Here is a 16,327-nt window from a genome sequence, read left to right as displayed (position 1 = left end):
GGGAAGACCCGCGGAGCGCCGTCGCCACGGCCTCTGAAGCAGCCTCTCTCGGATCCGCCGCGGAGCTCGCCCCGACAAATACCTGTGTCGCCATGTTCCCTCCCCCCTCGGAATTTCGGCACTCGCGTTATACTGGAGATTCATCCGATCGTCACGGCGGGTGATTGTCTCATGATGTCATCCGTACAGGGCGCTCCCGTTCGTCGAGCGACTCACGATTTTCCCGGCGCGACGCTCCTCGCCGAAGAGCCAGGCACAGCCGTGAGGAGGCCCGCGAAGGGCTGATCTGCGAGGAGAGAGGGAGGCGCCTGAGACCGAGGGGGCAGGCCCCTCATCCTCCGATAAGACAACGCGCGCTGCAAGCTCGGCAGACACGCCGGACACACTCGAGTCGGCCGTACAGGAGCAATCAGGGCCTTGCGCAAATGCTGGACAACACGGCACCACACGGCAGGATCGTGGCATTGCGAACCACGCTCGATGGGGCCTTGATGCCCGAGGCGGAATCAAGGCGAGTCCACGGCGCGCCGCCAGGCGAGGCGTGGTCGTTCCGTCCGACGAGAGACGGTGAACCCCGGAACCTCGCCGCTCATGGGATGATCCGGGAACGAGCTCAGGGATTCGCCCGCAAGAGCGAGTACGTCAGGGGGTGCCAGAACCCGCCCTGTTCCGCCCCCGGAGCGGCCCCGACGGCGACAAGCACGAACCCCTGCCCGTCCCCGATGTCCGCCGCCGGCACGTCGCTGCTCGCCAGGATCTCGCGCATCGGCACCGACGACGTCACCGTCCCCTCGATGGGATCGCGGGTCTCGATCGCGACCTCGTCGAGCGCGCCGAGATCGCCCACCGAGAACCCGGTGAACGGTGGGAACGGCGCGATCGCGCCGTAGGAGAGGTCCTGCGCGAGCGTCACCCCGGTCGCGTCCTCGCGCCCGGGCGCCAGCGCCACATGGACCACCGGCGTCGCCGCGCTCGCGTGCGCGACCTGCAGGCTCACCCTGTCGAACGTCGTCCGCCGCGACATGGCGACGGCGACGAGGCCGGCGGTCGGCGTGTCGATCGTGTAGGCGTCGCCGCAGCCTTCCTTCTCGCTCTCGTGCGTGTGCCCCTCGCCGCCGAGGCATCCGGTGGCGACCACGAGGAGGCTCTTCTCCTCGGCGAACACGGGCGCCGGGAGCACGGGGAGCCCCGCGGCCACGATCGGGGCCGCGGGGCTCCCCGTGCCGCCGGCGAGCGCGAGGATCTCCGCGCAGTCGAGCCCCTCCGTCGCGCGGAGGTCGCCGGCGATCACGTGCGCGCGCAGGCTCGTCCCCGCGGGGATCGCCGCGCCGAGCGGCTCGATCTCCTGGGCCCGGGCGAAGGCGAGGCCCGCGGCGGCGCCCGGCCAGGGGTCCACGCCGGCGCCGGTCCCGTCGGGGTACGCGAGGAAGCAGAAGCGCACCGCGTCGTGATCGCTGATGCCGTTGACCACCGTGAGCTTCGTCGGCCCCGGCGGCTCGACCGCGCCGCCGCCCGCGCCCGTGGTCGTCGTCGTCGCGCCGCTCGTTGTCGCTCCCGGGCCGCCGCCGGCGCCGGAGGTGCTCGCCCCGCTCGATGGATCCCGGCCGAGGACGCCGTGGTCCTGCGTGCAGGCTGCCGCGACGGCAAGCGAGATCCCCCCGAGGCAGGCCCATCCGGACGAACGAACTCGGTGCAGCACGCTGCGAGCTTACCGTGCTAGGCGGGGTCGATGCGGGTCCATCTCACCGCGCCAGCCGCCGCCGCCGTCCGCCGCGGCCACCCATGGGTCTACCGAGACGGCATCGCGGACGGCGGCGGACACGGGAGCAAGCGCGGCGAGGGCAAGCGCGGCGAGCGCGGCGAAGGCAAGCGCGGGGAGCGCGCGCACCGCGGCGGCGCCGCGGCGTCGGGCGACGTCGTCGAGCTGTCGGCCGAGGGGGCGCCGTTCCTCGGGCGAGGGCTCTGGGACGCGGACTCGGCGATCGCCGTCCGCGTCTTCCAGCGCACGCAGGCGCCGCCGCTCGACGAGCGGGCCATCGCCGAGCGGCTCGAGCGCGCCTTCGCCCTGCGCGACGGCTGGTTCGACGGCCGCGACACGACGGCCTACCGGCTGTGCAACGGCGAGGGGGACCGGGTGCCGTCGCTCGTCATCGATCGGTACGACCGCGCCGCGGTGATCCGCCTCGACGGCGACATGCTGGCGCCCTGGCTCGATCGCCTGCTCCCGCACCTCGCGCGCGCGCTGGGCGCCCGCGGCGTGCGCTCGATCGGCCTCCGCGCGCGCGCGTCGGCGGCGGGCGAGGACGCGGACGGGAAGAAGCTCGCGCACCTGCACGGGCCGCCGCTGCCGGATCGCCTCTTCGTGAGGGAGACGGGGATCGCGATGGAGGTCGATCTCGCGCGCGGGCAGAAGACGGGGGCGTTCCTCGACCAGCGCGACAACCGCGCCCGCGTGCGCGCGCTCGCGGCCGGGCGCCGGCGCGTGCTCAACCTGTTCAGCTATGCGGGGGGCTTCTCGGTGGCCGCGGCGCTCGGCGGCGCGGGCCGGGTCACCTCCGTCGACTCGGCGTCGGCCGCGCACGCGTCGGCGCAGCGCACGTTCCGCGAGAACGGCGTGGATCCGGCGGCCCACGAGTTCGTGACGGCGGACGCGTTCGACTTCCTCGAGAAGGCCCGCGCGCGCGGCGACCGGTACGATCTCATCATCTGCGACCCGCCGAGCTTCGCGCCGAGCGAGCGCGCCAAGCCGCGCGCGCTCGGCGCCTACCGGCGGCTGCACGCCGCGGTCGCGCGCGTGCTGGATCGAGGTGGCGTGTTGTGCGCGGCGTCGTGCTCGAGCCACATCACGGCGGAAGACTTCCTGGCGACGCTGGACGACGCCACGCTGGAGCGGGACGACCTGCGGATCCGGGCGATCCACGGGCAGCCGGAGGACCACCCGACGCTGCCGGCGTGGTGGGAGGGGCGGTATCTGAAGTTCGTGGTGCTGGAGTGACGCGCTGACACGCCCGCCGGATTCGCCGCCGGCGACGCGGGCGCTGCCGGCCTGGCGGAAACGGCTGTCCCTGGAATTCGCCAATGACCACGGCGCTGCCGGCCTAGCGGAAACGGCTATCGCTGGAATTCGCTGGTGACCACGGCGCTGCCGGCGCAGCGGAAACGGCTGTCCCTGGAATTCAATGTCGCTCCCAAAGACATGATCGACAGGCGCCGCGGCCGTGTCGGCTCCACCGTCCGGCGCTCCGCGGGATCGGCAGCATCGCGTCTCGACGCTTCAGAGCTCCTCCAGAGATCGGCCTTCCCGGGCCACGCTACTACACTGGCCCAGTATTGTCCATTGCTCAGCCAACACACGGATCACGCGCGTCACCCGCGTCACCCGCGTCACCCGCGACGATACGTGCGACGATAGCGAGCGATAAAGTCGATTCGAAGCAGGGAATCGATCGAGCGCACCGCCATAACCCGCGGTATCTTTGGAGACGAGCCGCGCCGAGCGCTCCAGGAGCTCGAACGCGGCAGAAAGGGGGATCTATCATGACGACGCTGAAGATCACCCCGGAGCAGATGCGCTCGCGCATCGCGCGGTTCGGCGAGCTCCGGGCTTACGTGAATCACACCGTTGACACCAGCATCCCACAGGAGGCGTTCGACGCCGTGAACCCTCCTCTGTATCTCCTGATGGCGCCCGCGGCGGGGGACGCGCGCGAGGGGACGGGGCCGGCCATCGTCGGCTCCAAAGGCATGAGCGTGGGCATCGTCAGCTGCAGGCCTGGCGACAAGGTCCCTCTGCACGCACACCGTCGCTCGAGGGAGGTATTTCTGTGCCTCACTGGACGCTTCGCGCTGCGCTGGAACGAGGGCGCCATGGACGAGACGACGCTCGAGCCGTTCGATATGATCGACGTGCCCGTGGGCGTCTACCGGCAGTTCGAGAACGTCGGCCAGGAGCCCGGGTTGCTCCTCGCCATCATCACGGACGAGCACGAAGACGAGCCGGGCGACATCGTCATCGCGCCCGAGGACAGGGCGCGCTTCGCCGAGCGCTTCGGGCCCGCGATCCTGGAGAAGCTCACGGCGACGACTGGTATGCTCTTCACCGATCCTCCCACAGAGTAGCGCCTGCTCTCGCGGTCCATCCGCGGACAGCCTCCGCCGAGCCACGGAGGCGCTGGCTGTTCAGCGCCAGACGCGGTCCCCTGCCGGCGCGGCCCCGGGCGCGGCGCCGCGCCGACCAGCGCAGGGCGTGTCACAGATGGACTTGCTCGGGCGGGAGCTCGGGCAGGGACTCGGGCGGGAGCTCGGGCGGGAGCTCGAGCGGGAACTCGAGCGGGAACTCGAGCGGGAACTCGAACATGATCGAGATGAGCCTTCTGCTCGTCGCACGAAAGATTTTGATTATTCCGCTTGGCAATACTACGATAAAGGATCATTATTAATTCTGTAGACCAAGAAAAGGTGTCGCCGGGGGAGGCGAAGACGTCGAGTTCTCGCGTGATGGTTCCGTGACAGGCGTACGCCTGATGCGCGCTCGGGGATGATTTGCGCGCTCGGGAGGAGGAGCGCCATGTCACCGAGGACATCGCTGAGCCGACAGCCGGCGCGCGAGCGAATGGAGTGCCTCACAACCTGCATGGGTGCCGCCTACGCGGCGCGCGTGAGCCCATTGCGAGGGCCTCTCCGACCGCTCGGAGCGGGAGGAGGGAGGTGCTCTCTGACATCAACGGACGGGAGGGCATGCGCCATGGTTGAGCTGACTTACGCGCCACTTTCCTTCGAGCAAGAGACGAAATGGCTCCTTGCTCGAGTCCATGGTCCCGCGCCGATCATCCATGAAGGCGCCGCGGCCTGGCTCGACGGGGATCTCGATGTACCCAGGCTGCGCCGCGCCATCGAGGCGATCGCGGCGCGCCACGAGCCGCTCAGGACCTCCTTTATCGAGCGCGACGGAGAGCCCGCGCAGGTCGTCAGCCCCGCGGCGGCGATCGACCTCGGAGAGGTGGACCTGGCCCCGGACCTACAGCCCACCTCGGACGAGGCGGCGCTCGCGGCCGCCCGTGAGGAGGCCGCTCGCCCCTTCGATCTCGAGCGTGCCCCGCTCTGGCGGGTGACGCTCATCCGGGCGCACCCCCGCCGCCACCTGGTCGCGCTGTCCATGCACGGCCTCGTCTGCGACGGCGCCTTCAGCGTGGGGCTGTTCTTCTCGGAGCTCTGCGCCCTCTATCATTCCATGACGCCTCCGGCGCTGCCCATGCGTTATCAGGACCACGTCCGGCGGCAGCTCGACCGCGCCGCCGGCGATCGCCTCGACGCGCGGCTCGACCACTGGACACGGGAGCTCGCCGGCGCGCCGACTGCCCTGGATCTTCCGACGGATCGGCCGCGGCCCGCCGTGCATGCCTTCGACGGAGGGTCGGTCGAGCGCGCGCTCGACCGAGCGCTCCTCCTGCGCCTCGAAGCGGCGGCCCGGGACGAAGGAGCGCGCCTGTTCACCGCGCTGCTCGCGGGCATGCTGGCTGTCCTGCACCGGATCACCGGCGAGGAGGATGTCTTGATCGGCACGCCCCTGCCCGGGCGCGACACGCCGGACGTCCGCGAGCTCATCGGCCTCTTCGGCGGCCCGGTGATCGTGCGGGGCAGGTTCGGCGCACAGCCCTCGTTCCGACAGCTCCTGCGCCAGGTACACCGCTCCATCGAGGAGGGCAGAGCGAACAGCGAGGTTCCCGCCAGGGCGCTGCTGGAGAAGCTCGCCGCGCCGCGCGACCCGGGCCGCACGCCGATCGTCCAGGTCCTCTTCGCGGCGACGCCCCAGAGCCCCCCGCCGTGCAATGGGCCGCTGCTCACGCTGACCCGAACGGACCTCGATCTGCCATACGTCGCTCATGATCTCGTGGTGAGCGTCGAGGACGCCGCCGAAGGGGTCGTCGCGAGGCTCGATTACCGCCGCGATCTCTTCGAGCAGGCGACGGCGGTCAGGCTGCTCGAGCACTGGCAGGCGCTGCTCGACGGCGCTGCCGAGGCCCCCGATCAGCGGATCTCGGATCTGCCTCTCCTGTCGGCCGACGCGCGGCGGCAGCTCCTCGTCGACTGGAGCAGCGGCGCGGCGACGGCCCCGCCGCGCGAGCTGGTCCACGAGCTGGTCGAGGAGCAGGCGCGCCGCGCCCCTTCCGCCGCCGCGGTGGCGTTCGAGGGCGAGCGGCTCACGTATGCCGAGCTGGATCGGCGGAGCAACCAGATCGCTCACCACCTCAGGAAGAGCGGCGCCGGGCCTGGCGCGCTCGTCGGCATCTGCCTGGAGCGCTCGCCGGACATGATCGTGGCCGCGCTCGGCGTGCTCAAGGCAGGGGGCGCGTACGTCCCGCTCGACCCGGCCTATCCGCCGGCTCGGCTCGCGTTCATGCTGGAGGACGCGAAGGTGTCGGCGCTCCTGACCAGCGACGACCTCGTCAGCCGCGTGCCGAGCCGCGGGCTCAGCGTCGTTCGCCTCGACGCGGATCGGGCGATGCTCGATCGCGAGCCCGTGGACAAGGTGCCTCCGGCCGCTGGCCAGGCGCCGGACGACCTGGCGTACGTGATCTACACATCGGGCTCGACGGGCCGCCCGAAAGGCGTGCTCGTGGAGCACCGCGGGCTCACCAACCTGGTCGCCTGGCACAGGCGGCGCTTCGCCCTGTCCAGCACCGATCGAACCACCCTCATCGCCAGCCCGGGCTTCGACGCCTCGGTCTGGGAGATGTGGCCCTCGCTCTGCTCCGGGGCCTGCCTGTACATCCCCTCCGAGCCCCTCCGCCGCTCGCCCCTGGAGCTCCAGCGGTGGTTGATCGAGCAGCAGATCACCGTCTCCTTCGTCCCCACCCCCATCGCCGAGGAGCTGCTGCGCCTCGACTGGCCCGCGCGCTGCTCCCTGCGCGCCCTGCTCACCGGCGGCGACAAACTACGGCGCTGGCCTCACCGCGCCATCCCCTTCGAGGTCGTCAACAACTACGGCCCCACCGAGGCCACCGTCGTCACCACCTCCTGCGCCCTCCCCAGGGGCGCCCACGACGACCGCGACGCCTCACGCGAGCCGCCCATCGGCAGGCCCATCGACAACGTACGCGTCTACCTCCTCGACCCGCGCCGACAGCCCGTCCCCGTCGGCGTCCCCGGCGAGCTCTACATCGGCGGCGATGGCCTCGCCCGCGGCTACCTCCACGACCCGGAGCTGACCCGCGACCGCTTCCTCTCCGACCCCTTCTCCTCCGACCCCGGCGCGCGCATGTACCGCACCGGCGACCTCGTCCGCTGGCGGCACGACGGCGACATCGAGTTCCTCGGCAGGATCGACCACCAGGTCAAGATCCGCGGCTTCCGCCTGGAGCTCGGCGAGATCGAGGCCGCGCTCAGGCAGCACCCCGCCCTCGACGACGCCGTCGTCCTCGCGACGGACGACGCTCACGGCGACAGGCGCCTCGTCGCCTACGTGGTCCCGACGCGCGGCGACGGAGCCTCCGCGCGAGGAGCGGAGGGAGTGGAGGCGTCGCCGGCGGCGCTCCGCGCTCACCTCCAGGGCAGGCTGCCCGAGTTCATGGTGCCTTCCGCCTTCGTCGCGCTCGACGCGCTGCCGATGACGGCGAACGGCAAGGTCGACCGAGCGGCGCTCCCGGCCCCCGGCCCCGCGCGGACCGCGCTGGCGCACGCCTTCGTCGCGCCTCGCTCTCCCGTCGAGCGGGCGCTCGCCGAAATCTGGCAGGAGGTGCTGCGGCAGGAGCGCGTGGGGGTGCATGACAGCTTCCTCGAGCTGGGCGGCAGCTCCGTCCATGCCGTGCGGCTGCTCTCCCGCGTGCGCAGCGCGCTCGGGGTCGAACTCGCGTTCCAGGAGCTCTTCCGCCGCCCGACCATCGCCGAGCTCGCGCCCCTCGTGAGGCAGGAGCCCGCGGCGCGCGGGGCCGAGCGCGCGATCTCGCCCGTCCCGCGCCTCGGGCCGCTGCCCCTGTCCTTCGGGCAAGAGCGCCTCTGGTTCCTCCAGCGGCTGGCGCCGGAGAGCCGGGCCTACAACTGCTTGTTCCCGTTCCGCCTGCGCGGGCGCGTCGACGTCGGAGCGCTGGACAAGAGCCTCCGCGAGCTCGCGCAGCGGCACGAGATCCTGCGGACGACCTACGCGGAGCGCGACGGGCGGCCGGTCCAGATCATCGCCCCGCAGAGCTCGTTGCAGCTCAACGTGATGGATCTCCAGCACCTCTCCCCGGACGAGCGGGAGGTCGCGGCGCACCAGCGCATCAACGCAGAGGCGCAGACCCTCTTCGACCTCGAGCGAGGCCCCCTGCTCCGGGCTTGCCTGCTCAAGCTCGGGCCGGAGGACCACGTCCTGTGGCTCCATCTCCATCACATCGCGACCGACGGCTGGTCCATCGAGCTCGCGTTCCGCGAGCTCGCCATCCTCTACGACGGCCACCGCGGGGGCGCCCCCGCGGCGCTGCCCGAGCTCGCGATCCAGTACGCCGACTTCGCCGCGTGGCAACGCGAGCAGATGAGGGACAGCGCCCGAGCAGAGCTGCTCGCCTGGTGGAAAGAGCGGCTGCTCCACGCGCCGCCCCTGCTCGAGCTGCCGAGCGATCATCCGCGGCCGGCGATCCAGAGCCTGCGCGGCGCCACCGTCTCCTTCCGGATCGACGCGCCGCTCGCTGAGCGCCTCGGGGAGCTCAGCGCCCAGCGGGGGATGACGGTGACGATGGTCCTCATGGCCGCCTTCGCCGTCCTGCTGCACCGCTACACGCAGCGCGACGACCTCTTGATCGGAATGCCGAGCGCCAACCGGGCGCGCATGGATCTCGAGGAGATCATGGGCTTCTTCGTGAACATCGTGCCCCTGCGCGTCGATCTGTCCGGCGACCCGAGCTTCGACGAGCTGCTCCAGCGGGTGCGGCAGCTGTGCCTGGAGGCCTACGAGCACGACATGCTGCCCTTCGACGTGCTCGTGCAGGAGCTGAGGCCCGAGCGCAGCCCGGGCTACAACCCGGTCGTGCAGATCGCCTTCGCCCCGCAGAGCCCCGCGGAGCGCGATCTCGCGCTGGCCGGGGTCGAGGTCCGTCCCATCGAGGCCGACGCCAAGAAGACGATCTTCGACCTCTCGCTGTACTCCTGGGAGAGCCCCGACGGCGTGACGGGGATGCTCGAGTACAGCACCGATCTCTTCGACCGAGCGACGATCGAGCGGATGGCGGAGCACCTGCTGACGATGCTCTCCACCGCGGCCTCGGGGCCGGATCAGCCGGTGTCGTCGCTGCCGCTGCTCACGCGCGCCGAGCAGCGGAGGCTCGTGATCGAGATGAACGACACGGAGGTCGACCCTCCAGGAGACCGGTGCGTCCTCGACCTGTTCGAGGAGCAGGCGGCGCGCGCGCCGCATGCCCTGGCCGCCGTGGCCGACCGCGGCTCGTTGACGTACGGCGAGCTCGATCGCCGAGCGAACCAGCTCGCCCACCGCCTGCGCGAGGCCGGCGTGGAGCCGGGGACGGCGGTCGCGATCCACGCGGAACGGTCGCTCGCTCTCCTGGTCGCCATCGTCGGGATCCTCAAGGCTTCCGGGGCGTACGTCCCCTTCGGCCCCGAGAGCTCGAGCGAGCGGCTGGAGCTCATGCTGAACGACTCCAGGGCGCCGGTGCTCATCACCGGGGCGCGCCCCGCCGACCGCATCCCCGCGTTCGGCGGCGTGGTGATCCGCCTCGACGCCGACGGGCGGGCGCTCACCGGGAAGCCTGATTCGGCGCCGCCGAGGAGCACAGGCCCCTCCGACCTGGCGTACGTGATCTACACGTCGGGCTCGACGGGCCGGCCGAAAGGCGTGCTCGTGGAGCACCGCGGGCTCACCAACCTGGTCGCCTGGCACAGGCGGCGCTTCGCCCTGTCCAGCACCGATCGAACCACCCTCATCGCCAGCCCGGGCTTCGACGCCTCGGTCTGGGAGATGTGGCCCTCGCTCTGCTCCGGGGCCTGCCTGTACATCCCCTCCGAGCCCCTCCGCCGCTCGCCCCTGGAGCTCCAGCAGTGGCTGCTGGAACAGCACATCTCGGTCTCCTTCGTCCCCACCCCCATCGCCGAGGAGCTGCTGCGCCTCGACTGGCCCGCGCGCTGCTCCCTGCGCGCCCTGCTCACCGGCGGCGACAAACTACGGCGCTGGCCTCACCGCGCCATCCCCTTCGAGGTCGTCAACAACTACGGCCCCACCGAGGCCACCGTCGTCACCACCTCTTGCGCCCTCCCCAGGGGCGCCCACGACGACCGCGACGCCTCACGCGAGCCGCCCATCGGCAGGCCCATCGACAACGTGCGCGTCTACCTCCTCGACCCGCGCCGACAGCCCGTCCCCGTCGGCGTCCCCGGCGAGCTCTACATCGGCGGCGATGGCCTCGCCCGCGGCTACCTCCACGACCCGCAGCTCACAGAAGACCGCTTCCTCCCCGACCCCTTCTCCGACGCGCCCGGCGCCCGCATGTACCGCACCGGCGACCTCGTCCGCTGGCTGCCCGGCGGCGACATCGAGTTCCTCGGCAGGATCGACCACCAGGTCAAGATCCGCGGCTTCCGCCTGGAGCTCGGCGAGATCGAGGCCACGCTCAGGCAGCACCCCGCCCTCGACGACGCCGTCGTCCTCGCGACGGACGACGCTCACGGCGACAAGCGCCTCGTCGCGTACGTGGTGCCGAGCAGCGGCGGGCGGCCCGCGGCGCACGACGCGAGCCTCCAGGCGGGCCACGTCACGGAGTGGCGCGCGCTGTACGACGATACCTACGCGAAGGACATCGCCCTCTCCGATCCGGACCTCGACACGACGGGCTGGAACAGCAGCTACACGGGCGCGCCCATCGAGGCGGCGGAGATGCGCGCGTGGCGCGATTTCACGGTCGAGCGGATCCTGTCCTTCCAGCCGAAGCGGGTCTGGGAGATCGGCTGCGGGACAGGCCTCCTGCTCCTGAAGACGGCGCCCCGCTGCGAAGCCTACCTGGGGACCGACTTCTCCGAGCAGGCCATCTCCCTGCTCCGCCCCAGGCTCGCCGCCAGGGAGTACACGCACGTGACGCTGGCGCGCCGCGAGGCCAACGACTTCAGCCACGTCGAGCCCGGGAGCTTCGACGCGATCGTCCTCAACTCGATCGTGCAGTACTTCCCCGGCGCGGACTACCTGCGATCGGTGATCGAGGGCGCCGTCCGCTCGGTCGCCCCGGGCGGGCTCGTGTTCATCGGCGACGTGCGGAGCCTCCCCCTGCTCGAGGCGTTCCACGCGTCGGTGCAGCTCCACCGGGCGTCGCCGAACACCGCGGCCGAGGAGCTGCGTGGCCGGGTGCGGCGGGCGATCTCGACCGAGGAAGAGCTCGTCGTCGCGCCCGAGTACTTCCGCGCCCTGCGCGGCCAGATCCCGGGCGTGAGCCAGGTGGAGATCTGGCTCAAGCGCGGCCACGGCGCCGAGGAGATGACCCGCTACCGGTACGACGTCGTGCTGTTCGTGGGCGCGGCGGCGGAGCCGGCCGCGATCGCTCGCTCGATCGGCGGGCCGGCGCCGGCGGACATCGATGAGATCGAGCGGTCGCTGCGGGAGGACCGCCCCGAGGCGCTGGAGGTGCTGGGCATCCCGAACGCGCGCGTGCACGCGGACGTCGCCCTGGCAGCGGCGCTCTCGACGGCGAGCGGGACCAAGGAGGACCTCTGCGCCGCCGGCCCCGCGCGCGCCGGCGCCGCGATCGAGCCGGAGGCGCTCTGGGAGCTCGGCGGCAGGCTGGGCTACGCGGTCCGCGTCACCTGGTCGCGGACCGGAGGCCCCGACCGCATGGACGTCGTCTTCGAGCGCGACGGGGATCCGCGGAGGCCGCGCGCGCTCCTCGGCGCGAGCGCCGCCGAGGGACAGGCGCGCGCGCCGCTGGTCAACGACCCGCTCCGCGCGAAGCAGGCGCGCGCGCTCCTCCCGGCCCTGCGGGCGTTCCTTGCGGCGAAGCTCCCCGAGTACATGGTCCCGGCGATCTTCGTGAAGCTCGACGCGCTGCCGCTCAACGCGAGCGGGAAGGTCGATCGGCGCGCGCTCCCCGCGCCCGAGCGCCCGACGCCGAGCGCCGAGCCCAAGATCGCCGCGCCGGCCTCGGACATCGAGGCCGTCCTGAGCGAGATCTGGCGCAAGGTGCTCGACCTCGACCGCGTGGGGCTCGATGATCGGTTCTTCGAGCTCGGCGGCCACTCGCTCCTGCTCGTGCAGGTCCAGGCCGCGCTCCAGGCGCGCCTCGGCCGGAACGTGCCGATCGTGGAGCTGTTCCAGCACCCGACGATCCGCAGCCTGGCCGCTCACCTCGGGGCGGCCCCGCGGGCCGCGGAGGCAGACGAGACCGCGGCGCCGGCGCCGCCGACGCGCCCCTCGAGCCGCCGGGCCCCCGCGCCGGAGCGCAAGGCGGCGCCCGCGAACGCCGTCGCGATCGTCGGGATGGCCGGGCGCTACCCCAGGGCGCGCGACGTCGACACGCTCTGGTTCAACCTGCGCAACGGCGTCGAGGGCATCCGCTTCTTCACGCCCGAGGAGCTGGAGGCCTCGGGCGTCGATCTGGACCTGATCCGCGCGCCGAACCTCGTGCCGGCGTGCGGCGTGCTGGACGACGCGATGTGCTTCGACGCGCGGTTCTTCGGCTACAGCCCGAACGAGGCGATGCTCATGGACCCGCAGCACCGGATCTTCCTCGAGTGCGCCTGGGAGGCGATGGAGAGGGCCGGCTACGACCCGCTCTCGTGCGAGCAGTCGGTCGGCGTCTTCGCGGGGAGCGAGGCCCCGCTGTACTGGCTGGAGCGCGTCGGCATGCCCAAGGCGCCGCTGAGCGCCGAGTACTACCGGGTCCTCACCGGGAACGTCACCGACGGCCTGACGACGCGGGTCGCGTACAAGCTGGGCCTCCGCGGGCCCGCCGTGACGGTGCTGACCGCGTGCTCGACGTCGCTCGTCGCGGTGCACCTGGCCTGCCAGAGCCTCGCCACGAAGGAGTGCGACATGGTCCTCGCGGGCGGCGTCGTGGTCCTGCCGCCGACGCGGCTCGGCCACGTCCACGAGGAGGGCTCGCTCGCGTCGCCGGACGGACACTGCCGGCCGTTCGACGCCGACGCGCAGGGGACCGTGGGCGGCAGCGGCGTGTCGGTGGTCGTGCTCAAGCGGCTGGAGGACGCGCTCCGCGACGGCGACCACATCCACGCCGTCATCCTCGGATCCGCGATCACCAACGACGGCTCGCGCAAGGTCGGCTACGCCGCGCCGGGCACGGACGGACAGGCGCAGGCGATCCTCAAGGCGCACGCCGCCGCGGGGGTGGAGCCGGAGAGCATCACCTTCGTCGAGGGCCACGGGACGGGCACGAGGCTCGGTGATCCGATCGAGATCGCTGCCCTGTCGCGCGCCTTCAGAAATGGCACTGACAAAGTCGGGTTCTGCGCGCTGGGCTCGCTGAAGAGCAACCTGGGGCACCTGGGGGCGGCCGCCGGGGCCACCGGGCTCATCAAGGCCGCGCTCTCGCTCGAGCACGAGCTGATCCCGCCCACGCTCCACTTCCGGCGCCCGAACCCCGAGCTCCACCTGGAGAGCAGCCCGTTCTTCGTCAACGCCGCGCCGCTCGCCTGGAAGCGCGGGACGCGCCCGCGCCGCGCCGGGGTCAGCGCCTTCGGGATGGGGGGCACGAACGCCCACGTGATCCTGGAGGAGGCGCCCGCGAGGGATCCGTCCGGCCCGTCGCGGGCTTGCCAGCTGCTGGTCCTGTCCGCGCAGACGAGCGAAGCGCTCGAGGGCATGACGGATCGGCTGGCCGGGCACCTGCGGCACGCGGCGCACGTCTCCCTCCCCGACGTCGCCTTCACGCTCCAGCAGGGGCGGGCGCGGTTCGCGCATCGCCGCGCCGTCGTCTGCCGCGACCCGGTCTCCGCGGCCGCCCGCCTGCGAGCGCGCGATCCCGCCCACGCCTTCAGCGACGTCGCCGAGGGCCGCGCGCCGAAGGTGGTGTTCCTCTTCCCCGGCGGAGGCTCCCAGCGGCTGGACATGGGGCGAGAGCTGTACGGGAGCGAGCGCGTCTTCCGGGAGAGCCTCGATCAGTGCGCCACGCTGTTCCAGCGCGCGCTCTCCATGGATATCCGGGCGCTGCTCTTCCCGGGCCCCGAGGAGCGGGAGCGCGCGACAGAGGAGCTGCGCGCCCCCTGCGCGAACATGGCGGCCATCTTCTCGATCGAGGTCGCGACGGCGCGGCTCCTCCTGTCGTGGGGCATCCGCCCGGTGGCGGTCAGCGGACACAGCCTGGGCGAGTACACAGCCGCCTGCGTCGCGGGCGTGCTGTCGCTCGAGGCCGCGGTGGCGCTCATCGCGGCGCGCGGGCGCCTGTACGAGCAGCTGCCCAGGGACGTGGCGACGCTCGTCGTGCACCTCTCCGAGGACGCGCTGCTCGATCGGCTCGGCGACGGCCTCTCCCTGGCCGCCGTCAACGGCCCGGAGGTGTGCGTCGTCTCCGGGACGCTGCCGGCGATCGAGCGCCTCGAGCGGGAGTGCGCGCGCGAGGGCCACGAGACCCGGCGCTTGCCGATCGCCACGGCGGCGCACTCCTCGCTCGTCGGCCCGCTCGCGGACCGCTTGACCCAGCTGGCGGCCACCCTGGAGCGACGGGCGCCGCGCATCCCGATGCTCTCGAACCTCACCGGCGCGTGGATGACGGACGCCGATGCCCAGGATCCGTCCTACTGGGCCCGGCACCTCCGGGGGACCGTCCGCTTCGGGCGAGGGCTCGCAGCGCTGCTCCTCGACCCGGATCACGTCTTCGTCGAGGTCGGGCCCGGGCGGACGCTGTCCACGCTGGCGAGCCAGCACCCCGACGCCGGCGCGGGGCGGCTCATCCTCACCACGATGGCGAGCTCGGGCTCCGATCGGACGGACCTGGAGGCGATGCTCGCCGCCGTCGGCCAGCTCTGGTGCGCCGGCGCCGACGTCGACTGGGCGGCGTTCTCCCAGGACGAGCGGCGCCGGCGCGTCCCGCTGCCGACGTACCCGTTCAAGCGCACGCCGTACATGCTCGGCGCCCCGCGCCCGGCGCCCGCGACGAAGGCGGCGCCCTCGTCGGCGCTCGACAGCAGCGACGCGGCGTCGCGCCCGGCGCCTGCGACGGACCGGGGCGACGCGAGCTCCGAGCCGAGGGCGGGGGCGCCCGCGGATCACGTGGCGCGCGCGCTCGCGGACATCTTCAGGGAGGTGCTCGGCGTGGCCAAGGTGCGGCCGCACGACAACTTCTTCGACCTCGGCGGGCACTCCTTGAGCGCGATCGAGGTGCGGGCCCTGATCAAGGAGCGGCTGAAGGTCGAGCTACCGGTGCACGCGCTGCTGGAGCTCCGCACCGTCGCGGCGCTCGCCGAGCACATCCACGAGAGCCAGCCTTCCAGCGCCTCCGCGCCGCCCACCTACAGGAGCGCCAGCGCCGCGTCGGCGCGCGGGCGCGGCCGGCTCATCGTCCCGCTCCACGTCGGGTCGCACCGCAGGGCGCCGCTGTTCCTCGTGCAGCCCATCGGCGGCACGATCTTCATCTACCGCGAGCTGGCGCGGCAGATGGGCGCCGAGCTGTCCATCTACGGGATCCGGGCGTCGGGGATGGAGCCCGGCGAGCCCGTCTTCACCGAGATCCCCGCCATGGCGGCGCGGTACGTTCAAGAGCTGCGCGCCGTCCAGCCGGAGGGCCCGTACCTCCTGGGCGGCCACTCGGCCGGCGGCGTGATCGCCTACGAGATGGCGCAGCAGCTCCTGGCGGAAGGGAAGAGGGCGCAGCTCCTCCTGCTGGACACCGGATCCCTGGCGGCCGTGCGGGGCGCATCGATCGAGAGCGCCGACGACGTGCTCCGGCAGCTGCTCGGGCTCAAGGACGCGGCCCCCAAGGCGTACCAGGGCTTCGTCGCCGCGCTCCAGGAGGACGCGCCGTTCCGCGCCATCGTGCTGAGCACCTGGCGCGCCATGACGCTCTACGAGCCGCGCCCGACGGAGGCCAGCGTCCTGTTCGTGAGCGCGCGCGAGCAGCTCGACGCGAGCGGATCCGACGACGTCGACTACTGGAGGGACCTCACCCGCGGGCGGTTCGTCACGCACCAGGTCCCGGGCAACCATTTCACCATGATGGAGCCGCCTCAGGTCGCGTCCGTGGCCCGCGTCGTCCGGGCGCACATCACGTCGCGGAGCCGCGTGAGGGCCAGGATCCCCGAGAGCGCCGCGCGTTCGGGGTTGAGCCGATGGAGCTCCCGGAGAAGCGGCCCGGACAGCAGCCCCGACAGCGGACAGGCGAGGACCTGAGCCGGTCGATCCGGCGCC

At 72.4% G+C, this 16,327-nt stretch carries 4 protein-coding genes; 3 read left to right on the top strand and 1 reads right to left on the bottom strand.

What is annotated here, in order from left to right; translation table 11 throughout:
- Positions 1-613: 613 nt before the first annotated feature.
- On the bottom strand, positions 614-1,699 hold the full coding sequence (locus tag WMF34_RS01900) for a hypothetical protein (RefSeq protein WP_012232983.1): 1,086 nt from the start codon (positions 1,697-1,699) through the stop codon (positions 614-616).
- Positions 1,700-1,729: 30 nt separating this feature from the next.
- On the opposite strand from WMF34_RS01900, the gene WMF34_RS01895 reads away from it, so the two are divergent.
- The 3 genes from WMF34_RS01895 to WMF34_RS01885 all read left to right on the top strand — a co-directional run bounded on the left by WMF34_RS01895 (position 1,730) and on the right by WMF34_RS01885 (position 16,309).
- A complete protein-coding gene (locus WMF34_RS01895) occupies positions 1,730-2,995 on the top strand; it encodes a class I SAM-dependent rRNA methyltransferase (protein WP_012232982.1) in 1,266 nt (421 codons plus the stop codon).
- Between the two features lie 542 nt (positions 2,996-3,537).
- Positions 3,538-4,119: a cupin domain-containing protein gene (locus WMF34_RS01890; protein ID WP_437992232.1), complete on the top strand. Its 582-nt coding sequence runs from the start codon at positions 3,538-3,540 to the stop codon at positions 4,117-4,119.
- Between the two features lie 625 nt (positions 4,120-4,744).
- Positions 4,745-16,309, top strand: coding sequence for an amino acid adenylation domain-containing protein (locus WMF34_RS01885; RefSeq protein ID WP_437992231.1), 11,565 nt, complete (start codon positions 4,745-4,747; stop codon positions 16,307-16,309).
- Positions 16,310-16,327: the final 18 nt, after the last annotated feature.

This window comes from Sorangium sp. So ce145 (genome assembly GCF_051525985.1).
Taxonomy (GTDB): Bacteria; Myxococcota_A; Polyangia; order Polyangiales; family Polyangiaceae; genus Sorangium; species Sorangium cellulosum_B.
Note: the sequence above shows the minus strand (reverse complement) of the source record. Positions and strands in the feature narration are given on the sequence as shown.